Genomic DNA, 23713 nt, shown 5'->3' on the forward strand with positions numbered 1-23713 from the left:
AAACGATCGATCGTTTGTGTGTTCAGTTGTAAATCTTTAATTCAACTTATATAGTTTTAAAAATTCCACATACATACCGCCACTGCTCCTTTAGGCATCCCTATCTTAGAAACTTACAAGATAGGGATGCTCACATGTTATTCAGTATCTGCATAAAACTTACCTGAAATATCAACGGTCACATAAGTCCAAGTTGCATTTTCTCCCATTAGAGATACTTTTTTACCGACAGCACTTTGATCCACAGTAAAATAGCGTGTATCATTGTCGGTGACATTCGTTGCTATCGCTGATACTTTAGTGGAACCATTTTGAATCCACATATTTGCTTTATAATCTTGTCCAACTACTGAATTTTCCACTTTGCTTTTGCTGTTATTCGTTTTGTTAGCGCTAGCCAAAGACTTATCACCAGATAGCACAGGAAGAGTAGTAGCATAAGTGACGTAAGACGCTGCACTAGCACTTCCTACAGCTAGTAAACTTAAAATAACCAAAGTGGTTACAACGTTTCTTTTCACTCGCATACACTCACCTCCTTCCATAATAAACAATTCACTACAATTTTAGAATTTTTTTAAAAAAAGTCAACTAATTTTTAGGAATTTCTCGCTTATCACTACAACATGTACTTGACAAATGGTGCACTTTTCTGAACAGGTATATGCAAAAATATTAGTTTGCTTGTTTCCCCTTGGAAACATGAGTGAGGAGTATGATGAAAAAAATCAAGTACAACTTTTAGTGAAGAGACAATGTTTTAACAAAATTACTATAACCCCCCTAGAGCCACTTGCCCCAGAGGGTTCGTTTATTTCAACCATTCGGTATGGAAAATACCTTCTTTGTCGATGCGCTCGTACGTGTGGGCGCCGAAGTAGTCGCGTTGTGCTTGAGGCAATGTTTCCATCCGATAGCTGTCGTAGTAGGCTCATGCACTTATACACGATAACTTATTTGAACGTCCTCCATATTTGTACAATGGATAAAAAAACACCAATAATTAGCCAAAACAAAGGAAGAAACATTGAAAGCGAATCAACAGGTTCTCGAAAAATAAATATATGCGGCCATGGCATAAACGTTCCTTGTGTCGCCACTTCCATAAACGTATACATCGCTATGATCGCAAGCGCAACATCTAAACTTTGAACAGCACTTAAAACAGCAAGTCCAACGATTTGATAAAAGATAAATAACATCATTAGATGAATAATTAAGGGAACCGTGAAAAATTGCGTACCATTAAGCCATACTGTTAAGCCAACAAGAAGGAAAACGAACGTTCCATGCAACGCTGCATAACGTATCATATCGATAAAAAACACTTTACGATAGTAAGGCAATAACGTTTCTGTTGCTCCATCTTCGTAAAGGCTGTTGTATAAAAACACAATATGCCAACCGCCAATCGGTACAGCAATACCTTGGACAACGATATATGGCATAAATGGATCATCGGAGCGGGCAGCAAAAGACAACATGAGCAACATACACAGCACGTATATGACAAAAGGAAAACTATATAAATACCCTAATAGCTTGACATCAAATTTAAATAGGTGAATAAACTTATTCATTCGGACTCGCCTCTTTTAAAAGAGCTAAATAACCATCCATTAACCGAGGGCTCACCCGCTGACCGACGGGCTGATCGGATAATACACGCACAACAACGTGTGATGGCTCTTCGCTCATTTGGACTACTTCCTTTGTCGCCATGACTTCATCAAGCTCTTCAAACGACACATGAATTTCATATGTGCAGTGTTCTGCTTTTTTCTTTAATTCCTCTGGAGCCCCTTCAAATAAAACTCTTCCTTTGTCAATAATGCCAATTTTCGTGCAAAGAAACTCAATATCCTCTACAATGTGCGAAGAAATAATAACCGTATGACGTTTTCCAAGCTGTTTCAATAAATTCCGAAACCGCACGCGCTCCCGAATATCTAGCCCCGCTGTCGGCTCATCAAAAATGAGCACAGACGGCTTGCGCAATAACAGTTGGGCAATGCCGACGCGCCGGCGCATACCGCCGGACAGTTCCCTCATCTTTTTTTTGATATGTTCCGATAAATTCACTTGTTCGACAACGTCCTTAATTTTACTTTGGCACGACGCTGGATGCTCCCCTTGAAGAATTGCAATATGCTCGAGCACCTCATACACCTTTAACTCTGGATAAATCATGAAATCTTGCGGCAAATACCCGATATGATCCGTTCGCTTCACACGATTGCGTGTACTAATCACCTCTTCTCCAAGATACACGCCCCCAGCGTCAAACTCTAGCAGCCCCGCTAATATTTTCATGAGCGTTGTCTTCCCAGCACCGTTCGGTCCTAATAATCCGTAAATTCCCGAAATCGAAAGTGTCACATCCGATAAGATATGTTTCTTTTTGATGACTTTCGTCAGTTCTTCAATGTAAATCTCCAATGGTTCCCGACTCCTTTGCTAATTGTAATACTTGTTCCCATGTCCATGTCTCATCCATTTTTTCATACCATGTTCGTAGGAATTGTTGTTTTTGTTCTAAGCTGAGTGGTTGAAAACTTTTGTAAATGGATTCAATCTGTTGCTGCACAGACAGCGGCTGTGCCACGAATAGATAGCTTTTCGATACCCATTCGATCGCGGACAACTCATTTTTTTGCATCAGCCATCGAGTGGCCAACGAAATCCACTCGTGGTACATGATCAACGAACCTTTCGGCGGCACGGAAAGAAAAAGTATTTCTTCATAAAAATTTCGATCTAAGATGTATTGATCGATAGCATATAAATCATTAGTATTATAAATAAGATGATCATCTGTCATAAACGAAGATAGTCCAAAACTAGAAAATACAATTCTTTTTGGAAGTATTGAAACATCAGTCTGTGCAAGTTGCCGCACGTCTTGAAACGCCTTTTCCAACTGCGATACCACCGTTGAAACCCTCTCTCCCATATCTGGCCAGTCAGCTGGATATGTAATCTGATAGCCTTTATAAACAAGTTGGTTGCCTTGCCCTTTGATCAGCGTGACCGCCTGCGCCTTGCCGTAGTAAATCTCTCCACGCTTCGGTAGATTACAAAATAGCACATCACCATCCACTCTCAACGCAAAAGCATGTTTTTCTTTTGGAAAAAATCGATCCGTGAATGTATCCACAGTCAATCGATAATTAGTTCCCATAATTTCAAATTCATATACTGTTAGCATTTGTGACTCCCTTTTTTTCGGATACCACGCTTTATCGGCAAGAAGAAGCGTCCGTCCATTCGTATAAGGAATAAAGCTCGTATCCACGATGTCATAGCGGAAAATGAGGGAAGACGTGCGTTCAGGCAAGTAAACTGTCACAATATCACCATTTCTTGTAAATTCGACTTGTTGATGATTAGATTGAATCCATTTTATTGGATAAGCATGGTACAATTGAAACGTCGGCTTAGTTGTCTCCATGCGAGAGAACTTTATATGCACGGTAGCCTGTTTTTCGTTCAATGAAATGGAGTACGACTCGATATCATACCGCAAGTCTGTTTTTACATCCGCATTCATCTTTCGATAATCATCGATCTCGGTCGTTTGATCGGCTCGAGTAAACGCTTTTGTATTTGATTGCACAGCTCCATAAGCTGACGCTACAACAAAAAGCGGCAACACTAGAAGTACTTTTACGACGGCATTCCGCTCCCTCTTTGTGGGCACCCAACGAAGCGACAACATGGAAATGATGCCGAAAAAAACAAGAAACCATGTGAAAAGTTTTAATTCATTACCACGATCAACTTGAAAACCAATATAAGAGTCATATACATGTTGAATAGCATGCTTACCTATAAAAAGAAGAGATTTCCAGTCGTTCGCGTGAACCTTTATAAAGAAATGAATAAATAGCTCCGTCGTCATCGGTCCAGTTATAATCCATAAGATCAGTACTGCAAAAAAACTAATCTTTTTCGTCCCAAATAACATCGCCACAATCAAGCCATACATACTGCTAAGCACAAGCGGACCGAACATATAAACGACAAGAAATCGAAACAACGACAGATAAATATTGGAAGGCTCAATGCCTACAAAAAAATAAACAATGGCAAAAACGAGATAAGAACACATTACCATAACTCCTTGATACAACATATGAGCGGTAAACATTGCACTTATTTTTTCCCACATAATCCGATATCCGTCTGTAAAAAATGACTGAACGCCATAAAGAAGCTCCTTTGAATGAAGAAGATAGAAAAAAATAATGTAAAAGATCGATATCATTTGTACAAGCATAAAAACTTCATGTGGTAGTTGTCCATACGCTTCCATATCATACGGATCTGAAAAGAACAAAATAAGTCTAGCAATCAACAAAACAAAGAATAAGATGCTAGCACTAGCGTATAATTTACTTTTGAACATGCGCTTCAAATAAAATACAAAAAGAAATTTCCATCTCATGACTGCTCACCTCTTTCCTTGAAGAGTGTATACTAATTTTGGATATGGAACAAGTAAAATCAGGGAAGTGCCGTCATGCACATCCCTAAATCATTATCGAACAAACAACATATACCAACTGAATCCATACATTTTCTTTTAGAAAAGTCAGACTAAATAAAGGATCAATATAAGAAAAGCGATTTTCAATAAACACTTGAAACGGACTATATTCAAGGGAAAATAATGTCATAATCCATAGAAGAAATACACCGAGGAGCAACATTGCTTTTTTATGAGAATAGTATGCATCAATCGTGCTGATAAGTAGTCCGATGAGCCAAACCGATATGAATGGAAGAATAAAACAAAGCCAGTACAACCGAAAAAGAAACTTAAAAAGATCCCAACCTGCCGAATAGTTCACAACAATCGTACTTGCCACAACCCCTGCGATCAGTATTTGTAATATCAAAAAACATGCGAATAGAATAGTTATTTGATTAACGATGATCTTTTTCGGCTTTTGTATGATATGATTCATCAAAATCCAATCAACTGGAGTTGAGGTCATAATCAAAAGATGTAAGCGAAAACTTGCCAACAGCCAGACAACAACTCCGATAGGAAGCAAATACTTCTTGTACAAGATAAACTCAGCTGGATTTATTGTATATGGGTTTATGCAATAAAAAACGAGAATACCCAAATAAATAGAAATCAAGGCAACGTCTAATTTCATATTTGCTATCATTCGGAATAGTATAGAAAACCATTTCATCCATACATAATCCTTTCCCATATTGTACTCATCATTCAAAACAAGCCGCTCCTATGTTACAAACTACAAAGACTAACTTTGTTAAATATTTAGAACTGTAATAGGGAATTGATATACATCCACGTACATTGTAAAAAAAAAGATATGTCAATAATTTACTTAGAATTTTTATAATATTTTAACAAAATTACCAATAGTATAACTCCCTAGAGCCACTTGCCCTAGGGAGTTCGTTTATTTCAACCATTCGGTATGGAACACGCCTTCTTTGTCGATGCGCTCGTACGTGTGGGCGCCGAAGTAGTCGCGTTGCGCTTGAATCAAGTTCGCTGGCAATGTTTCCATTCGGTAGCTGTCATAGTAAGCTAATGCGCTTGCGAACGCTGGTGTTGGAATGCCGCGCATCGCTGCCGTTGCGACGATTTCGCGAAGCGCTTGTTGATAGTTTTCGACGATTTCTTTAAAGTATGGGTCAAGCAATAAGTTTGGAAGCGCTTGGTCGCGGTCGTACGCTTCTTTAATTTTTTGCAAAAATTGCGCGCGAATAATGCAGCCTCCGCGGAAAATCATCGCGATATTGCCGTATTGTAAATTCCAATTGTATTCTTCTGATGCGGCTTTCATTTGAGCAAAGCCTTGGGCGTACGAGCAAATTTTGCTCATGTAAAGCGCACGGCGAACAGCTTCGATGAAATGCGCGCGGTCGCCTTCATACGGCTTCACTGCTGGTCCAGCTAATCGCTTGCTTGCTTTCACGCGTTCTTCTTTCATCGCGGAAATAAAGCGAGCAAATACCGATTCAGTAATGATCGGAAGCGGAACGCCTAAATCGAGCGCGTTTTGGCTCGTCCATTTTCCTGTTCCTTTTTGCCCTGCTTTGTCTAAAATGACATCAACAAGCGGCTTGCCCGTTTCTTCATCGATTTTTGTAAAAATGTCTGCCGTAATTTCGATTAAATAGCTGTCTAATTCTCCTTTATTCCACTCGGCAAATACTTCATGAAGCTCTTGGGCGTTTAAGCCGAGCACATGCTTCAATAAAAAGTATGCTTCGGCAATTAATTGCATATCGCCATATTCAATGCCGTTATGCACCATTTTTACGTAATGGCCTGCACCGTCTGGACCGATATATGTCGTGCACGGTTCGCCATCGACTTTTGCCGCAATCGCTTCAAAAATCGGACGGACGAGTTCGTGCGCTTCTTTTTGTCCGCCTGGCATAATCGAAGGTCCTTTTAGCGCCCCTTCTTCTCCGCCTGAAACACCTGTGCCGATGAAATGAATACCTAGTTCCGCAAGTTCTTTATTGCGGCGCTGCGTATCTTTAAAATACGTATTGCCGCCGTCGATGACGATATCGCCTTTTTCTAAATACGGCTTCAATTGTTCAATCGTTGCATCTGTTGCGGCACCTGCTTTTACCATTAATAAAATTTTGCGCGGCTTCTCAAGCGCGTTGACAAACTGTTCGATGCTATATGTACCGACGATGTTTTTCCCTTCCGCCTCTTTTAAAAACTCGTCTGTTTTTTCACGTGAACGGTTATATACGGCAACGGAATAACCGCGGCTTTCAATGTTGAGCGCCAAGTTTTTTCCCATGACCGCTAAACCGATCACACCAATTTGTTGTTTCGCCATAGCAAACGTTCCTTTCTATATTTTGATTGTTCAAAAAAGAACATACCATAATCATCTTTTCTCGTTCAAGTGTTCTGTTTCTCATTTTTTATATGTTCTTTAATCTTACTTGATCCTTCTAAATGATCGAACAATATTGTCGGATCAATTACCGTAATCAGCCGATCAGGCAAATTCGCAATGCCGATGAAATATGGCGTCTGCTGATAAGCAAGCATATTCACTTGCTTCATCATATGTGGTGGAATATCAATGATTTCTTTTGCATCATCTACGATAAATGCTACGTGTAAATCGCTCGTATGCACAACGACAAGCCGCGTTTTTTCTGTTTCTGTATATGGACGGCGATATAAAATTTGCAATGTATCTAACACGGGAACGAGTTCACCGCGAATGCGCACAACGCCAAGCATATACGAAGGCATTCCCGGGATGATCGTCGGATGGCTCATTTTTTCGATGGAAACGACATGTTCAACTGGAATAGCATATTGTTCGTTAGACAATTGGAAAACGACGACTTTATTCATCATCTCACCTCCTTGCAGCCACTTCCTCAATAATAGCGATGACCATTTCCGTTGCTTTGACAAGTTCTTCAATTGGCATACGTTCATTTGTTGTATGAATGTCTTCATAACCAATCGCTAAATTGACCGTTGGAATGCCAAATCCGGCAATGACGTTCGCATCGCTGCCGCCGCCGCTACGTAACAACTCATATGGACGACCAATTTGTTCAGCTGCTCGTTTTGCGATTTCAACAACATGATCGCTGTCGCCAAATTTAAATCCTGGATACATCACTTCCACATGAACATCTGCACGACCGCCCATTTCTTCCGCTACGCGTTCAAACGCTTCTTTCATTTTTGCGACTTGCGCTTCCATTTTTTCCGGAACGAGCGAACGTGCCTCAGCTAAAATATCAACGCGGTCGCAAACGATGTTCGTTTGTGTTCCACCTTCAAAGCGACCGATGTTTGCGGTTGTTTCTTCATCAATGCGACCGAGCGGCATTTGCGCAATCGCTTTCGCGGCGATTGTAATAGCTGATACGCCGCGCTCTGGGGCAACACCCGCATGCGCTGTTTTTCCGTGAACGGTCACTTTCAACTTCGCTTGCGTTGGAGCTGCTACAATAATTTGTCCGACTTTGCCATCGCTATCTAACGCATAGCCAAATTTCGCCTGAATGAGCGACGGATCAAGCGCCTTCGCCCCAACGAGCCCCGACTCTTCACCAACAGTAATAATAAATTGAATGAGTCCATGAGGGATTTGTTTTTCTTTTAACAGGCGGATCGCTTCAAACATCGCAGCAAGTCCTGCCTTATCGTCCGCTCCTAAAATCGTTGTCCCATCTGTCACAATATATCCATCTTGAATGGACGGCTTGACCCCTTTTCCTGGCACAACCGTATCCATGTGTGATGTAAAGTAAATCGGATCTATCCCTTCTTTTGTCGCTGGCAATGTGCAAATTAAGTTTCCTGCACCATGACCTGTTTGTGCTGTCGTATCATCTTCAATAACGTGTAAACCGAGCGCTTCAAACTTCGCTTTCAACACATCTGCAATCTCACGCTCATATTTTGTTTCGGAATCAATTTGTACGAGCTCCAAAAATTCATCAACTAAACGCTGCTCATTGACCATCTCGCATCCTCCTATGTATGTACTCATCTTTAAGTATAACGGATTTTTATATCGTTTGCGAAACGTACGATTATTTTTCAAAAAACATATACCGCCAAACAACTGGCGGTATGTACTTACAAAGGAATATTCCCATGTTTCTTTTTCGGACGTTCTTCATGTTTATAACGAAGCATATCGAGCGCTTGAATGAGCTTAATTCTCGTATCGCGCGGATCGATGACGTCATCGACCATGCCGTATTTTGCTGCGACATAAGGATTGGCGAACTTGTCGCGATATTCCTCAATTTTTTGCGCTCGCGTTTCTTCTGGGGTCGGACTATTTTCGATGTCGTTTGCGAAAATAATGTTCGCCGCCCCTTGTGGTCCCATAACGGCAATTTCTGCATTTGGCCATGCGTATACGACATCCGCTCCGATCGATTTACTGTTTAATGCAACGTATGCTCCGCCATATGCTTTCCGTAAAATAACCGTTATTTTCGGCACGGTCGCTTCCGAATACGCATATAAAATTTTCGCCCCGTGGCGAATAATTCCCCCATGCTCTTGTTTGACTCCTGGGAAAAAGCCCGTCACATCTTCAAATGTAATAATCGGAATATTAAACGAGTCGCAAAAGCGAATAAAGCGCGCCGCTTTATCCGATGAGTCAATATCAAGCCCCCCGGCCATAAACTTCGGCTGGTTGCATACAAGTCCGACAACTTCCCCTTTTATGCGGGCAAAACCGATGACAATATTTTTCGCAAAATCTTTTTGTACTTCCATAAATGATCCTTCGTCAACGACTTGCAACACGACGTTTCGCACATCGTATGGACGTACCGCATCAATAGGAATAGCATCCGCTAAATCGGAACGGTAATCGCTTTTCTCTGGTGCAGGTGCAACGGGCGGCTTTTCTTGACAATTTTGTGGAAGATAGCTTAATAGCTGTCGCACTTGGGCAAGTACGTCTTCTTCTGTCGCTCCTGAAAAATGAGCATTTCCGCTAATCGTATTATGAACGCGCGCCCCACCTAAATCTTCTGCACTAATTTTTTCTCCAGTCACCGTTTCAATCACTTTCGGTCCCGTAATAAACATTTGGCTCGTTTTTTCGACCATAAAAACAAAATCGGTAATGGCTGGGGAATAGACGGCCCCTCCTGCACATGGCCCCATGATGACAGAAATTTGTGGAACGACGCCTGAATAAATCGAGTTTCGATAAAAAATATGACCGTAGCCATCAAGCGATAGTACTCCCTCTTGAATACGGGCACCGCCAGAATCGTTTAATCCAATGATTGGAGCCCCTGTTTTTGCAGCTAAATCCATAATATTCGCAATTTTTTTCGCGTGCATCTCCCCAAGGGCGCCACCGAATACAGTAAAATCTTGCGAAAAGACAAATACTGTTCGTCCATCGATTTTACCGTATCCTGTGACAACTCCATCACCTGAACCTTTTTTCTCTGCTAATCCAAAATCGGTACAGCGATGTTCAATAAATGGATTTAACTCAACAAACGTCCCTTCATCTAATAAAAGGTCAATGCGCTCTCTGGCTGTTAATTTCCCTTTCTCATGTTGCTTTGCAATTTTATCGTCGCCACCGCCTAACTCAATTTCCCGGCGACGGTCATATAGCTCGTTAATTTTATCGTACATATCCATTATCGCCCACCGCCCCTTTCACAAAGCTCATACAGCACGCCGTGGGCTGATTTCGGATGCATAAAAGCGATGCGTGCACCGCCTGCACCGCGCTTCGGTTGCTCGTGAATCATACGAATGCCGTTATTCTTTAACTCTTCGATGCGCTGTTCGATATGATCAACCCCAAGCGCGACATGATGAATACCTTCACCTCTTTTTTCAATAAAAGAAGCAATTGGACTATGTTCAGAAAGCGGCTCAAGCAGTTCAAGCTTGACATCGCCGACTTTTAAAAACGCTACTCGTACTTGTTCTGATTCGACCGTTTCAATGCCAATGCACGATAAGCCGAGCGTATCCGTATAAAACGGAAGCGCCTCGTCTAACGATTTGACTGCAATGCCAATATGATCGACTTTTTTCACTTCCATGACCCCACCCCTTTGTTGTTCTCGGTTGCAAACCACCTATGTATTTCGACATCTTTTTTCTTTTTTCCTTCTTTTTTTGCATTTTTCCTGCTTGTTTGCCGAACAGCATGTTTGTACAATAGGAAGCAAGAGGTGAGGAATATGCATTCAAAAAAAGTGCAAAAAATTGTTGTTTATTTAATGCTCGGCTCAATGCTTTTGACTTCTTTGCTCGCTGGATTAAGCATGTGGATATAGAACAAGCTGACCATATTCGGTCAGCTTGTTCTTTGTTTATTTCAGCGCCCCATACTTTTTACCGAGCTGCTGGAACGATTCATTTGTTTTCACGATCGCTACTTTCGCCCCTAATGGCACGTTTGGGTATAACGCCTCGACATCGCGATTGTGCATACGTACACATCCTTCTGTTATATAACGTCCAATTGATTCAGGTCGATTCGTTCCATGAATCCCATACGTTCGTCCATCTGTCCCGCGCGCATCAAATCCGATCCAGCGCGTGCCAAGTGGGTTATTCGGTGCACCCCCCGGAATGTTTTTTTTCCGATAATACGGGTTCACCGCCTTCACCGTAACGATAAATAACCCTTCTGGTGTGAGTGCATTCGTTTTTCCTGTCGCCACCCGATATATGCGTTCAATTTTCCCGTTGCGAATGAAAGCAAGTTGATTCGTTTGTTTATTGACAATGATCATCGGATCGCCAACGCGCGGATTGTCTCCAAGCGGCCAAAGCGGCGAAATAAAAAGAAAAAAAGCAAACAAAAGCGGCATGGTCTCACCCTTTTTCAATTATTGTGCATCAAAAAAAAGCGATCATACCGTTATAATTGGCTTTTAATGATTAAATATTGCTCCATCTCTTTCACAAAATGTAAAAGAGCAGCTCGTTCTTCGAATTCTTCCCGCGTTTTTGGCAAAGGCATTTGTTGAAACTGCTTTTTCATCTCCTCAAGTTGCCGAATAAAACGATCCGCTGTATTTCCCGGATGAATCGCATCGCTTAGTTCATCGATAAAATCAGCAATCATATTGCGTTGCTCGACTGTATATGTCATGGAACTAATAAGCGGCAACATCCGCTCAATAATTTCAAATTGCCGTTCGCGCATACGAAAATATCGGTAATAATAATCTTCATTGCGCAAAAAATGATTTTCAATATTTTGCAACGCAAGCGCCTTTGCTTGCTTTAACGTATCGCTCGCTAACGCAATTTCTTTTCCGTCCCATAAACTTTCATTCGTCCGTAAATAATGAACAATTTCTTTAAAAATGATGCGAAATAAATCTTCTACAATACGTTGATACTCTTTTAAATCTTTTTCAACGCTCGGCATGTACATATTGACAAGTAAAGCGATGCCGATTCCAATAATCATTAACATCACTTCATTATATACGAGATGCCACGTCATCGTTTTTGCCATATATACGTGCAAAATAATAACCGCACTTGTTGCAATCCCTTCAGTTACTTTTAACGAAACGGTCGTCGGAATAAAAAACAACAACAATAAACCGATCGAGAGCGGATGATAACTAAGCCCTTCAAAAAAGAGAAATGAAAACAGCAAGCCAATCAAACCGGCAACAAATCGAGCGCGTGCCGTATGCAACGACTTTTTTTTCGTCACTTGAATACAAAGTATTGTAATAATGCCGGCAGAAGCGAAATTTTCAAGGTGTAACGATTGGGCAAGCGCAATGGCACTCGCCGTTCCAATCGCTGTTTTCACTGTCCGATAACCAATTTTTAACATAAGTATCACACTCCGCCCTCATTATAACATATCCAATATAAAAGGTGCCCATCACGGACACCTTTTACGTTTGCTCATATAAACGAATTAATTGCTGAGCGGCCATTGTGACCGGCTGTTTCCCTTCCATCACATCTTGTTCGATGTTCGGCAACTGTTGCTGTACAGCCGGATGATGAAAAAAGCGGATATGCAAATAATCTTTAATCATCGCATGCAACCAATCTTTCATCTGTTCCTTTCTTCGTTCCTCAAACACGCCAGATTGTTTTGTCGTTTGCACAAACCGTTCAATTACTTCCCAAATTTGTTCAATTCCTTCTTTATAAAGAGAAGAACATGTATATGCTTTCGTCTCCCAACCTTTCGTCGCATGGCGCAAGTAATGTAAAATTTGATTATATTCTTCTTTCGCTAGCTCCGCCTTCTTCTTATTATCGCCATCTGCTTTATTAATGACGATCGCATCGACAAGCTCCATCATTCCTTTTTTCATTCCTTGCAGCTCATCGCCGGCGCCCGTTAAGGCGAGCAATAAGAAAAAATCAACCATGCCGCGCACTGCCACTTCGCTTTGGCCCACACCAACCGTTTCAACAAGAATAATATCATATCCTGCTGCTTCACAAAGCAACATCGTTTCACGCGTTTTTCGATGCACGCCCCCGAGCGTGCCACCCGATGGCGACGGGCGAATAAACGCACGCGGATGGCGAGCTAAATTTTCCATGCGCGTTTTATCGCCAAGAATGCTTCCTCCTGTAATAGAACTGCTCGGATCAACAGCTAATACGGCAACACGATGACCTTTCCCACATAAAAACTGTCCAAACGCTTCAATAAACGTACTTTTTCCCGCTCCCGGCACACCGGTAATACCGATGCGAATAGAACGCCCGACATAAGGAAGGAGCTCATGCAATATGCGCTGAGCTTTTTCTGTATGTTTTGCTGCATTGCTTTCAATAAGCGTGATCGCTTGCGCTAAAATGGTGCGTTCGTTATTTAATATCCCTGCGACGTATTCCTCAACTGAACGTTCTTTTCTTTTCACCCACCGTCTTTCTTTTGATGCATGAACATTGTCGCTTCCTTTGATGTATGATGTAGCAAACGTATTTCCGTCATCAGCCCATTCTGGTCGAGATGTTCGCTCATCGTTCATTCGCTCACTTCCTCATAACCGAGTCGTCGATAAATTTCATGCAATACTTTTTGCGCTGCGACCGGGATGATTGTACCTGGCCCGAAAATGGCAGCTGCGCCATGTTCATATAAAAATGCGTAATCTTGTGGTGGAATGACCCCACCAACAACGACAATAATATCTTCCCGACCTAATTTTCGCAACTCTTCAACAAGCTGCGGCAACAACGTTTTATGCCCTGCAGCAAGCGAGCTCATGCCAACGACGTGCACATCGTTTTCAACCGCTTGCCGAGCCGTTTCTTCTGGTGTTTGAAAGAGCGGACCGATATCAACGTCAAACCCTAAATCTGCAAATGCGGTCGCAATCACTTTTGCCCCGCGGTCGTGCCCATCTTGCCCCATTTTGGCAATTAAAATGCGAGGTCTTCTTCCTTCTAGCTCATAAAATTCATCCGTCATTTTTTTCACGCGCGCAATTTCTTCTTCGTTCGTAAACTCAGCACTATATACCCCGCTAACGGAACGAATGACCGCTTTATGTCGCCCTGCTACTTTTTCAATGGCATCCGAAATTTCACCTAACGTCGCACGAGCACGAGCGGCTTCAACTGCTAATTCAAGCAAGTTTCCTTCCCCTGTTTCCGCTGCTTTTGTAATGGCATCTAATGCCCGCTGCACGCGCTCTTCATCACGTGAAGCGCGCAATTGCTTTAATTTTTCAATTTGCCGCTCTCTGACGGCGGTATTATCGACTTCTAAAATGTCGATTGGCACTTCTTTGTCCGGACGATATTTGTTCACACCAATAATCGTTTCCGCCCCAGAATCAATTTTCGCCTGCCGTCTTGCCGCTGCTTCTTCAATGCGCATTTTTGGCAATCCTGTTTCAATCGCTTTCGCCATCCCACCGAGATTTTCGATTTCTTCAATATGCTTCCACGCCCGCTTCATTAGTTCGTTCGTCAACGTTTCGACGTAATACGAGCCTGCCCACGGGTCAATGACGCGACAAATGCCCGTTTCTTCCTGCAAATAAAGCTGCGTATTGCGAGCGATGCGTGCAGAAAAATCAGTCGGTAACGCAATCGCTTCATCAAGCGCGTTCGTATGAAGCGACTGCGTATGCCCCATCGCTGCTGCATGCGCTTCAATGAGCGTGCGGACAACGTTGTTGAACGGGTCTTGTTCGGTTAAACTCCAACCTGATGTTTGCGAATGCGTTCGCAACGCTAACGACTTTGGATTTTTCGGCTCAAATGTTTTCATCATTTTCGCCCAAATCACACGCGCTGCCCGCATTTTTGCTACTTCCATAAAATAGTTCATGCCAATTGCCCAGAAAAACGACAGACGTGGCGCGAACGAGTCGATGTCAATACCTGCTTTTAAGCCTGTGCGCACATACTCAAGCCCATCGGCAAGCGTATAGGCAAGTTCAATATCCGCCGGCGCACCAGCTTCCTGCATATGATAGCCGGAAATGCTAATGCTATTGAATTTTGGCATATATTTTGCGGTATAGGCGAAAATGTCAGCGATAATGCGCATCGATGTTTCTGGCGGATAAATGTACGTATTGCGCACCATATATTCTTTTAAAATGTCGTTTTGGATCGTACCGGACAGTTTGTCTTGCGTCACTCCCTGCTCTTCAGCAGTGACGATGTAAAACGCCATGATCGGGAGCACAGCCCCATTCATTGTCATCGATACGGACATTTGATCAAGCGGAATGCCATCGAATAAAATTTTCATATCGAGTACCGAATCGATAGCGACCCCTGCTTTGCCGACGTCGCCGACGACGCGTGGATGGTCAGAATCATAGCCGCGATGGGTGGCAAGGTCAAACGCAACCGACAACCCTTTTTGCCCCATGGCTAAATTACGGCGGTAAAAGGCGTTGCTTTCTTCGGCGGTGGAAAAACCTGCGTATTGGCGAATCGTCCAAGGTCGAACAACGTACATTGTTGGGTACGGTCCGCGCAAATATGGCGGAATGCCTGGCATATAATCGAGAAAATCAAATCCTTCGATATCTTTTTTTGTATATAGCGGTTTAAGCGCAATTTGCTCATTTGTTTGGAAGAAAAGGTCGTCAATGGATGTTTTCAGCTTTTCTTCGATAGCCTGCTTCCATTGTTGTTCGCTCACCGTATCGCCTTTTCGTTGGAAAGGAATATTCGTAAAATCAACTTTCCGCTCCATCTAAAGCCACCCCCATGTCCTTCATAAACACCACAAGCGTTTCATAGCAATTAGAACCGATATGGATAAATCCGTCCACCCCTGCTTCTATAAAAGCAGTTTCGATTTCCAGCGGTTGTTTTCCAGCGACATAGACGTTTCGTGGCGGATTCACGCCCTTTAATGCTTTCGCAATCGCTGGAACTGCTTCCATATAGCTTTCGTCCGTTCCGCAAATGATATAGTGCGTTCCGTCTGCTTCTAACGCTCCTTTTATCGCCTCGTCAACCGACATATAGCCATCATTTTTCACGACAGCAAATCCACCTGCTTCAAAAAAGCCGGTCATAAAGTCAGCACGCGCTTTATGATGGGCAATAGCACCGAGATTGATGAGGTGCACGGTTGGACGCTTTCCGTTCGTTTCTAAATGCCGCTCCGCTGCTTGACGTAGTTGCTCAAACGGCTCAGATAGGCGCCATTGGCGAACTGGGGGAATGGCAATCGACGGACCGGTCATCGCGAGCGCAGCATCAATTCCTCGAGCGATCGCTCGACGACGGACGAAAGCAATGGCACTCTCTACCCAATTTCCGTTCCGCTCCATCGTTTCTCCATCATACGATTCATCTTTTGTCGGCGATGCAGATTGGATATTCGGTGTTGGCTCTGCTACATTCGCATAAATGTTTGTGCCGATGATTCGTTCTTTGCGCATTTTGACGTTTTGTTCGCGCAACTTGGCAATTTTTTCGATTTCTACTTGCACAAATCCTGCTTCAAGCGCTTTTGTCATGCCGCCTTTCGCTTCGATTTGTTGAAATAGCTTCCATGAAGCTTCTGCGATTTGTGCCGTTAACGTTTCAACGTAATACGAACCGCCAGCCGGGTCGATGACTTTCCCGATATGTGCTTCTTCTCGTAAAATCAATTGTGTATTACGGGCAATTCTTCGTGAAAACTCATTCGCTGGTCGAATCGCTTCATCAAACGGGGAAACGTGCAAACTATTCGCCCCACCGACAATCGCGGCAAACGCTTCTGCGGATGCCCGAAGCATGTTCACATATGGGTCATACACCGTCTTCGTGAAATGCGACGTTCGCGCATGAAGCGACATTTTTTGTGCTCGTTCGCTGCCACCAAACGCTTGAACAATATTCGACCACATCGCACGAGCCGCGCGCAGTTTTGCAATTTCCATAAAAAAGTCAGCGCCGATCGCAAACGAAAAACTCATTCGTTCGGTCACTTCATCGACCGTCAACCCACGCTTTAAACATTCGTTTATATATTCGACAGCAGTCGCAAACGAAAACGCTAACTCTTGCACCGCATTCGCCCCACCGTGATGATACGGCTCTCCGTGAACGATGATCGTTTTTATATGAGGCATCTGTTCTTTCGCCCATTTCGTCACATCCGCCATCACGTCATACAGCGTCGAAAGCGACGTGGGAAGTTCTCCTTCTATCACTAATGCCGAAAGCGGGTCCATGCCGATTGTTCCGCGCAATGAATCGAGCGAAAGTTGTTGCTTATGGAAATAAGCGACAAACAGCGCCAAAACGGACAATGAACATGCCCCTGCATCGAGACGAATCGAATAATCGGAAAGCGAAATGCTAGAAAACATCGTTTCGACATCCGCTAGCGATGTGATAGAAAATCGAAGCTCGTCTAAAATAAGATGAATTTCCGTCTGTCCTCTTGCGATATCGTATGTGGCGATTTCATTCCATTCCTTAGGACTTTTAGCAGAAATGATTTGACTGATTGCCCACGGCTTTTTCATATACCCATCTGGCTCCGTCCCACGCACATAGCTAGGAAACCCCGGATATTGCTCAAGAGTTACATGTATGTCGCTTTGTACATAGATCGGTTTTACTTGCAGTTGTTCATACGTTGTTGTCCCTAACTTTTCAAGCGGTTTTCCTTTCAGCGATTTTTCTGCTTCTTGTTTCCATTCGTCATATGTCGGAATAGGAAACGAGGCGTTTTTCATCGTCAACAAATCCGCCATTACAATCCCTCCCCTTTGAAGACGTTTAAAGCGCTTTCTTTTCAATTTTTGAAACATTCATATTTATTGTAGTATATATAGATGGCTTGAGCAACGAACAATTGTAATTAATGGATAATATAATGAAAGAGGGGTCCTAAATGGACACCCTCTTTTCGTTTAATAAATTGGTGTATTGTCTTTATTCATGTTTTCTAAAATTTCTTTGACACGCGCTAAAAAGCGACCGCAAATTAAACCATCGAGGACGCGATGGTCAAGCGATAAGCAAAGGTTGACCATATCGCGAATTGCGATCATGCCGTCTTTCACGACAGGACGTTTGACGATCGATTCGACTTGCAAAATTGCTGCTTGTGGATAGTTAATAATGCCCATCGATTGCACCGAGCCGAAAGAGCCGGTGTTGTTGACGGTGAATGTCCCGCCTTGCATATCTTCTGGGCGAAGTTTTCCTGCGCGTACTTTTGCTGCTAATTCCGCGATTTCACGCGCAATGCCTTTAATTGATTTTTCATCAGCATGTTTAATGACCGGAACGAATAAGGCGTCGTCTGTCGCTACCGCAATCGAAATGTTAATGTCTTTTTTCTGCACAATTTTGTCGCCCGCCCACATCGAATTGATTTGCGGGAATTCTTTTAACGCTTGGGCAACCGCTTTGACAAAGAACGCAAAGTATGTTAAGTTAAAGCCTTCGCGCTTTTTAAATTCATCTTTCATGGAATCGCGGTAAGCGACTAAGTTCGTAACATCGACTTCGACCATCGTCCACGCATGCGGTGCTTCATGTTTACTACGAAGCATATTTGTCGCGATTGCTTTTCGGACTGGTGTGACAGGGATTTCGATGTCGCCCGCTTGCACAGGAACGTTCGGTGCTTGTTGTTTTGGTGCCTCTGCTTTTGGTGCGATTTCCTGTTTCGGTACTTCTGCTTGTTGGACCGGCTCGGCGACTTGCTTTGGCGCATCCGCTTTTGGCACGTTACCAGACTCAATGAATTTGAGTAAATCTTTGCGCGTAATGCGACCGCCCATACCTGTTCCTGTCACTTGTGTTAAATCGATGTGATGTTCTTGCGCGAGACGAAGAACAGCTGGCGAATAGCGTCCGCGCTCACCGCCTTGCTTTTTCATCGGTTGTTTATTCGCTTGTTCATTCGTCGGCGGCAATTCGTTTTCCACGCTCGTTTGCTTTTCTTCTACTTGTCCTTCTCCTTCGACTTCAATCGTACAAATGACAGCACCAACAGGCAATGTTTCCCCTTCTTTTGCGATAATTTCTTTAATAACACCAGCAAATGAAGATGGAATTTCTGCATTGACTTTATCGGTCATTACTTCAGCAAGTGGATCGTATTTATTGACGCGATCGCCAACAGATACAAGCCATTGGCTGATCGTTCCTTCCGTTACACTTTCGCCAAGCTGTGGCATCGTAATTTTCTCTATCGCCATCGTCACTCCTCCTTAAAACTGCGCCAATTCGCGCATCGCCTTTTCAACTTTATCTGGGTTAACCATAAAGAATTTTTCCATCGTTGGCGCATATGGCATGGCTGGAACGTCTGGACCAGCGAGGCGCATAATTGGCGCATCTAAGTCAAATAAGCAATGCTCAGCAATAATTGCCGCCACTTCGCTCATGACGCTTCCTTCTTTATTGTCTTCTGTCACAAGCAACACTTTTCCTGTTTTGCTTGCCGCTTCAATAATCGCTTCTTTATCGAGCGGATATACGGTACGCAAGTCTAAAATGTGGGCAGAAATGCCTTCTTGCGCCAATTTTTCAGCGGCTTGTAACGCGAAATGAACACATAAACCGTACGTAATGACTGTAATATCTTCCCCTTCACGTTTAACGTCTGCTTTACCAATTGGTAGCACATAATCATCTGTCGGCACTTCCCCTTTAATGAGGCGATATGCTCGTTTATGCTCAAAAAACAGCACCGGATCTTCATCGCGAATAGCCGCTTTTAATAACCCTTTTACATCGTATGGTGTAGATGGCATGACAATTTTTAATCCCGGTTGATTCGCAAAAATCGCTTCAACGGATTGCGAATGATATAGCGCTCCGTGAACGCCGCCACCATATGGAGCACGAATGACAATCGGACAGTTCCAATCATTATTTGAACGATAACGAATGCGCGCTGCTTCGGAAATAATTTGGTTTACAGCAGGCATAATGAAGTCGGCAAATTGAATTTCGGCAATTGGGCGCAAACCATACATCGCCGCGCCAATACCGACACCAACGATCGCAGATTCCGCAAGCGGCGTATCAATGACGCGTTCTTCGCCAAATTGATCATATAGCCCTTGCGTTGCTTTGAATACGCCCCCTTTTTTTCCGACATCTTCCCCAAGTACGAATACGCGCGGGTCACGTTCCATTTCTTCGCGAATAGCCATCGTAACGGCATCGATATATGAAATGACAGGCATGTTTATTCCTCCTCTGCGTATACGTATTTCAACGCATGTTCTGGTTGTGCATATGGTGCTTTTTCAGCATAGTCCGTCGCTTCGTTCACTCGTTTCATGACGCGATCATGAATTTCTTTTTCCAGCTCATCCGTTAATACGCCTACTTCTTTTAAGTAGTTTGCAAATAAGTAAATTGGATCTTTTGATTTTGCTTCGGCAATTTCTTCAGGTGTACGATATGCGCGGTCATCATCGTCCGATGAATGCGCCGTTAAACGATAAGCAACCGTTTCAATTAACGTTGGTCCTTCACCGCGGCGTGCACGATCGGCTGCTTCTTTTACGACGCGATATACTTCCAATGGATCTGTACCGTCAACAGTATAGCCCGGCATGCCGTAGCCGATAGCACGGTCGGATACTTTTTCACAAGCTAATTGCTTTTCAATTGGAACTGAAATCGCATATTTGTTGTTTTCGCACATAAAAATGACCGGCAATTTATGAACGCCTGCAAAGTTTGCTCCTTCGTGGAAGTCGCCTTGGTTAGAAGACCCTTCCCCAAATGTAACAAACGATACGAAATCTTTTTTCTCCATTTTTGCTGCTAAAGCGATACCAACGGCATGTGGCACTTGCGTTGTAACAGGCGAAGAACCTGTGACGATTCGGTTTTTCTTTTTCCCGAAATGACCTGGCATTTGGCGACCGCCAGAGTTTGGATCTTCCGCTTTCGCAAATGCCGAAAGCATTAATTCTGTCGGTGTCATACCGAACGTTAATACAACACCCATGTCGCGATAATATGGCAATACGTAATCTTTCGTGCGATCTAAAGCGAATGCTGCTCCTACTTGCGCCGCTTCTTGCCCTTGGCAAGAGATCACGAACGGAATTTTACCTGCGCGGTTTAATAGCCACATCCGCTCGTCAATTTTACGCGCTAACACCATCGTTTCATACATTTGTAAAACGGTTTCATCGCTTAAACCGAGTTGTTTATGACGCATCATTCATTCCTCCTTTAAAAATGAATCGCTTTTCCGTCAACAGCAAGCGCCGCTTCCATCATCGCCTCTGACAGCGTTGGATGCGGATGAATCGTATGGGCAATTTCCCACGGTGTCGCATCAAGTACGCGCGCTAAACCAGCTTCAGAAATCATATCCGTTACGTGTGGACCAACCATATGCACACCAAGCAAATCATCTGTTTTTGCATCAGCGACAATTTTTACAAATCCTTCAGCTTCTCCGTATACAAGTGCCTTTCCGATCGCTTTAAATGGGAATTTGCCGACTTTCACGTCATACCCTTTTGCTTTCGCTTCTTCTTCTGTTAAACCAACGCTTGCCGCTTCAGGACGACTGTAAATACATTTTGGCACCATCGTATAATCGAGTGGATGAACAGTATTTCCAGCAAGATGTTCAATCGCGATCATTCCTTCATGTGAGGCGACGTGAGCAAGCTGTAAACCGCCGATGACATCACCAATCGCATAAATATGTTTTTCTTTCGTTTGATAATATTCGTTCGTTTGAATAAATCCTTTTTCAATGACAATATCCGTATTTTCTAATCCGATGCCTTCAACGTTTGCTTGACGTCCAACGGAAACGAGCATTTTGTCAGCTGTAAACGTTTCGTTTTGTCCGTTCATTTCCGCTTCAATGCGTACACCATGATCGACAATGAGCGTTTCAGACAACACTTTCGCTTTTGTAACAATGCGTACACCACGCTGTTTTAATATTTTTTCAATTTCTTTCGACACGTCACGGTCTTCTGTCGGCAAAATGCGATCTGCATACTCAATGACTGTAACATTTACACCAAAGTCGTTTAACATCGATGCCCACTCGATTCCGATGACACCACCACCGACAATGATGATCGAAGATGGCAACGTCTCCATTCGTAGCGCTTCATCTGATGTCATGACAAATTGACCGTCAATTGTTAAACCTGGTAATGTGCGCGGACGAGATCCTGTTGCAATCACGACATATTTTGGTACGAGCATTTCATTTTCCGTTCCATCGTTCATCTCAACGGAAATCGTTCCCGGCATCGGTGAGAAAATGGAAGGTCCTAGAATGCGTCCTGTCCCTTCATACACATCGATTTTTCCTTTTTTCATTAACATGTGGATCCCTTTATGCAGTTGGTCAATAATCGCTTGCTTACGCGCTTGCACTTTCGCGAAATCTAAACGCACATCGCTTGCAAGCACGCCAAACGTTTCACTTTTTTTTGTTTGAGCATACACTTCTGCGCTGCGCAATAACGCTTTGCTCGGAATGCATCCTGCATGTAAACACGTTCCTCCAAGCTTTCCTTTTTCAACGACTGCTGTTTTTAAACCGAGCTGGGCAGCGCGAATCGCAGCGACATATCCGCCTGTTCCGCCCCCTAGGATGACTACATCGTACTCTTTTGCCATCGTTTCATCTCCTTAAACCGTTGTTTTGACCGCTTGTGGATATATTTTTGCTTCTTCCTCTCCACGCAACACGCGAAGCGCACCTTCAGCAAGCGCCTGTAATTCATTTTCCCCTGGTTGCACGATGACATCGGCAATCCATTGTACACGATCAGCAATTTCTTTCACAAATTGTTTTCCATACGCTAAACCGCCTGTTAAAATGATGGCATCGACTTTTCCAGCTAGCACGGCACTTGCCGCTCCAATTTCTTTCGCTACTTGGTATGCCATCGCGCTATAAATAAGCTTCGCCTTTTCATCGCCATTTTCGATCATTTTCTCGACTTTCACCGCATCGTTCGTCCCTAAATAGCCAACGAGACCTCCGCCCCCAACGAGCATGCGCATCACTTCTTCGCGATAATATTCGCCTGAAAAACAAAGGGAGACCAGATCACCGGCTGGCACAGTCCCAGCACGTTCTGGGCTAAACGGACCTTCTCCGTCCAATCCGTTGTTGACATCAATGACACGCCCGCATTTATGTGCACCGACTGTAATACCTCCGCCCATATGCGCGACAATGAAATTGACTTCTTCATACGTTTTACCCATTTGTTTAGCTACACGACGAGCGACGGCTTTTTGATTCAATGCATGGAAAATGCTACGACGCTCAATTAATGAAAATCCAGAAACGCGAGCAATCGGATCAAGTTCGTCTACAACGACTGGGTCGACAATAAAGGCTGGAATATTTAATGCTGAAGCAATTTCATGTGCTAAAATGCCTCCAAGATTTGAAGCATGTTGACCAGAGTACCCGCGTCTTAAATCTTGCAACATCGCCTCATTAACAGCATACGTACCGCCTTCAATCGGGCGGAGCAGACCTCCGCGCCCGCATACCGCGTCGAGCTTAGAAATATTGATACCTTCATGATCAAGCGTTTCTAAAATCGTTTGTTTACGAAATTCGTATTGATCAATAATTTTTTTATACGCTCGCAACGCTTCTGCATCATGGCGAATCGTTTTTTCTAAAATGGAGCGCTCATTATCAAAAACGCCAATTTTCGTTGACGTCGATCCCGGATTAATGACTAAGATGCGAAATGAATGTTCTTGCAA

The 23713-nt window shown here is 43.4% G+C and carries 21 protein-coding genes and 1 pseudogene; 1 reads left to right on the plus strand and 21 read right to left on the minus strand.

Annotated elements, in window-relative coordinates:
* Positions 1–137 precede the first annotated feature (137 nt).
* The 11 genes and pseudogenes from ACYQY7_RS02140 to mce form a co-directional block, all read right to left on the minus strand.
* Positions 138–527: a hypothetical protein gene (locus ACYQY7_RS02140; RefSeq protein ID WP_461200504.1), complete on the minus strand. Its 390-nt coding sequence runs from the start codon at positions 525–527 to the stop codon at positions 138–140.
* 284 nt (positions 528–811) lie between these two features.
* A pseudogene (locus tag ACYQY7_RS02145) lies at positions 812–931 on the minus strand (hypothetical protein); the annotation flags it as partial.
* 22 nt (positions 932–953) lie between these two features.
* On the minus strand, positions 954–1580 hold the full coding sequence (locus ACYQY7_RS02150) for a hypothetical protein (protein ID WP_461200505.1): 627 nt from the start codon (positions 1578–1580) through the stop codon (positions 954–956).
* On the minus strand, positions 1573–2439 hold the full coding sequence (locus tag ACYQY7_RS02155) for an ABC transporter ATP-binding protein (RefSeq protein WP_461200506.1): 867 nt from the start codon (positions 2437–2439) through the stop codon (positions 1573–1575). Before ACYQY7_RS02155 ends, ACYQY7_RS02150 begins: the two co-directional genes overlap by 8 nt.
* On the minus strand, positions 2423–4447 hold the full coding sequence (locus ACYQY7_RS02160) for an ABC transporter permease (protein WP_461200507.1): 2025 nt from the start codon (positions 4445–4447) through the stop codon (positions 2423–2425). Before ACYQY7_RS02160 ends, ACYQY7_RS02155 begins: the two co-directional genes overlap by 17 nt.
* An 85-nt stretch (positions 4448–4532) precedes the next feature.
* Positions 4533–5246, minus strand: a complete 714-nt coding sequence (locus ACYQY7_RS02165) for a hypothetical protein (protein ID WP_461200508.1) — start codon at positions 5244–5246, stop codon at positions 4533–4535.
* Between the two features lie 195 nt (positions 5247–5441).
* Entirely contained in the window at positions 5442–6851 is a 1410-nt protein-coding gene (gndA, locus tag ACYQY7_RS02170) for an NADP-dependent phosphogluconate dehydrogenase (protein ID WP_461200509.1), read from the minus strand.
* Positions 6852–6916: 65 nt separating this feature from the next.
* Complete coding sequence (locus ACYQY7_RS02175; RefSeq protein WP_461200510.1) at positions 6917–7384, minus strand: chemotaxis protein CheW; 468 nt, start codon at positions 7382–7384, stop codon at positions 6917–6919.
* A 4-nt stretch (positions 7385–7388) separates the two neighbouring features.
* Positions 7389–8513: a tripeptidase T gene (locus ACYQY7_RS02180; protein WP_461200511.1), complete on the minus strand. Its 1125-nt coding sequence runs from the start codon at positions 8511–8513 to the stop codon at positions 7389–7391.
* 116 nt (positions 8514–8629) lie between these two features.
* Entirely contained in the window at positions 8630–10180 is a 1551-nt protein-coding gene (locus tag ACYQY7_RS02185) for an acyl-CoA carboxylase subunit beta (protein ID WP_461200591.1), read from the minus strand.
* Positions 10177–10590, minus strand: a complete 414-nt coding sequence (gene mce, locus ACYQY7_RS02190) for a methylmalonyl-CoA epimerase (protein WP_461200512.1) — start codon at positions 10588–10590, stop codon at positions 10177–10179. Before mce ends, ACYQY7_RS02185 begins: the two co-directional genes overlap by 4 nt.
* A gap of 180 nt (positions 10591–10770) precedes the next feature.
* Here mce and ACYQY7_RS02195 point away from each other — a divergent pair, with 180 nt between their 5' ends.
* Positions 10771–10827 (plus strand): hypothetical protein, encoded by a 57-nt coding sequence (locus ACYQY7_RS02195; RefSeq protein ID WP_461200592.1) that lies wholly within the window; start codon positions 10771–10773, stop codon positions 10825–10827.
* 36 nt (positions 10828–10863) lie between these two features.
* Here the strand turns inward: ACYQY7_RS02195 and ACYQY7_RS02200 are convergent, their stop codons facing one another.
* From ACYQY7_RS02200 to buk, 10 genes are all read right to left on the minus strand, one after another.
* Positions 10864–11367, minus strand: a complete 504-nt coding sequence (locus tag ACYQY7_RS02200; RefSeq protein WP_461200514.1) for a L,D-transpeptidase — start codon at positions 11365–11367, stop codon at positions 10864–10866.
* 50 nt (positions 11368–11417) lie between these two features.
* Positions 11418–12356: an aromatic acid exporter family protein gene (locus ACYQY7_RS02205; protein WP_461200515.1), complete on the minus strand. Its 939-nt coding sequence runs from the start codon at positions 12354–12356 to the stop codon at positions 11418–11420.
* Between the two features lie 64 nt (positions 12357–12420).
* A complete protein-coding gene (gene meaB / locus ACYQY7_RS02210) occupies positions 12421–13521 on the minus strand; it encodes a methylmalonyl Co-A mutase-associated GTPase MeaB (RefSeq protein WP_461200516.1) in 1101 nt (366 codons plus the stop codon).
* Positions 13518–15713: a methylmalonyl-CoA mutase gene (gene scpA / locus ACYQY7_RS02215; RefSeq protein ID WP_461200517.1), complete on the minus strand. Its 2196-nt coding sequence runs from the start codon at positions 15711–15713 to the stop codon at positions 13518–13520. Before scpA ends, meaB begins: the two co-directional genes overlap by 4 nt.
* Positions 15697–17718, minus strand: coding sequence for a methylmalonyl-CoA mutase family protein (locus tag ACYQY7_RS02220; RefSeq protein ID WP_461200518.1), 2022 nt, complete (start codon positions 17716–17718; stop codon positions 15697–15699). The genes scpA and ACYQY7_RS02220 overlap by 17 nt, the downstream gene beginning before the upstream one ends.
* A 159-nt stretch (positions 17719–17877) precedes the next feature.
* On the minus strand, positions 17878–19176 hold the full coding sequence (locus ACYQY7_RS02225; protein WP_461200519.1) for a dihydrolipoamide acetyltransferase family protein: 1299 nt from the start codon (positions 19174–19176) through the stop codon (positions 17878–17880).
* A gap of 12 nt (positions 19177–19188) precedes the next feature.
* On the minus strand, positions 19189–20172 hold the full coding sequence (locus ACYQY7_RS02230) for an alpha-ketoacid dehydrogenase subunit beta (protein ID WP_003394199.1): 984 nt from the start codon (positions 20170–20172) through the stop codon (positions 19189–19191).
* A gap of 2 nt (positions 20173–20174) precedes the next feature.
* The gene (locus ACYQY7_RS02235; RefSeq protein ID WP_461200520.1) at positions 20175–21167 is read right to left on the minus strand and encodes a thiamine pyrophosphate-dependent dehydrogenase E1 component subunit alpha; all 993 of its coding nucleotides are present in this window, start codon (positions 21165–21167) and stop codon (positions 20175–20177) included.
* 11 nt (positions 21168–21178) lie between these two features.
* Complete coding sequence (gene lpdA, locus ACYQY7_RS02240) at positions 21179–22600, minus strand: dihydrolipoyl dehydrogenase (protein ID WP_461200521.1); 1422 nt, start codon at positions 22598–22600, stop codon at positions 21179–21181.
* A gap of 12 nt (positions 22601–22612) precedes the next feature.
* Positions 22613–23713: a butyrate kinase gene (buk, locus tag ACYQY7_RS02245; RefSeq protein ID WP_461200522.1), complete on the minus strand. Its 1101-nt coding sequence runs from the start codon at positions 23711–23713 to the stop codon at positions 22613–22615.

Source organism: Anoxybacillus sp. TBDG-1, assembly GCF_054815885.1.

Bases quoted from the DNA above. Each gene is read 5' to 3' on its own strand.
- ACYQY7_RS02140 (WP_461200504.1), bottom strand. From the start codon at position 527: ATGCGAGTGAAAAGAAACGTTGTAACCACTTTGGTTATTTTAAGTTTA.
- ACYQY7_RS02150 (WP_461200505.1), bottom strand. From the start codon at position 1,580: ATGAATAAGTTTATTCACCTATTTAAATTTGATGTCAAGCTATTAGGG.
- ACYQY7_RS02160 (WP_461200507.1), bottom strand. From the start codon at position 4,447: ATGAGATGGAAATTTCTTTTTGTATTTTATTTGAAGCGCATGTTCAAA.
- gndA (WP_461200509.1), bottom strand. From the start codon at position 6,851: ATGGCGAAACAACAAATTGGTGTGATCGGTTTAGCGGTCATGGGAAAA.
- ACYQY7_RS02175 (WP_461200510.1), bottom strand. From the start codon at position 7,384: ATGAATAAAGTCGTCGTTTTCCAATTGTCTAACGAACAATATGCTATT.
- ACYQY7_RS02180 (WP_461200511.1), bottom strand. From the start codon at position 8,513: ATGGTCAATGAGCAGCGTTTAGTTGATGAATTTTTGGAGCTCGTACAA.
- mce (WP_461200512.1), bottom strand. From the start codon at position 10,590: ATGGAAGTGAAAAAAGTCGATCATATTGGCATTGCAGTCAAATCGTTA.
- ACYQY7_RS02200 (WP_461200514.1), bottom strand. From the start codon at position 11,367: ATGCCGCTTTTGTTTGCTTTTTTTCTTTTTATTTCGCCGCTTTGGCCG.
- ACYQY7_RS02205 (WP_461200515.1), bottom strand. From the start codon at position 12,356: ATGTTAAAAATTGGTTATCGGACAGTGAAAACAGCGATTGGAACGGCG.
- meaB (WP_461200516.1), bottom strand. From the start codon at position 13,521: ATGAACGATGAGCGAACATCTCGACCAGAATGGGCTGATGACGGAAAT.
- scpA (WP_461200517.1), bottom strand. From the start codon at position 15,713: ATGGAGCGGAAAGTTGATTTTACGAATATTCCTTTCCAACGAAAAGGC.
- ACYQY7_RS02220 (WP_461200518.1), bottom strand. From the start codon at position 17,718: ATGGCGGATTTGTTGACGATGAAAAACGCCTCGTTTCCTATTCCGACA.
- ACYQY7_RS02225 (WP_461200519.1), bottom strand. From the start codon at position 19,176: ATGGCGATAGAGAAAATTACGATGCCACAGCTTGGCGAAAGTGTAACG.
- ACYQY7_RS02230 (WP_003394199.1), bottom strand. From the start codon at position 20,172: ATGCCTGTCATTTCATATATCGATGCCGTTACGATGGCTATTCGCGAA.
- ACYQY7_RS02235 (WP_461200520.1), bottom strand. From the start codon at position 21,167: ATGATGCGTCATAAACAACTCGGTTTAAGCGATGAAACCGTTTTACAA.
- lpdA (WP_461200521.1), bottom strand. From the start codon at position 22,600: ATGGCAAAAGAGTACGATGTAGTCATCCTAGGGGGCGGAACAGGCGGA.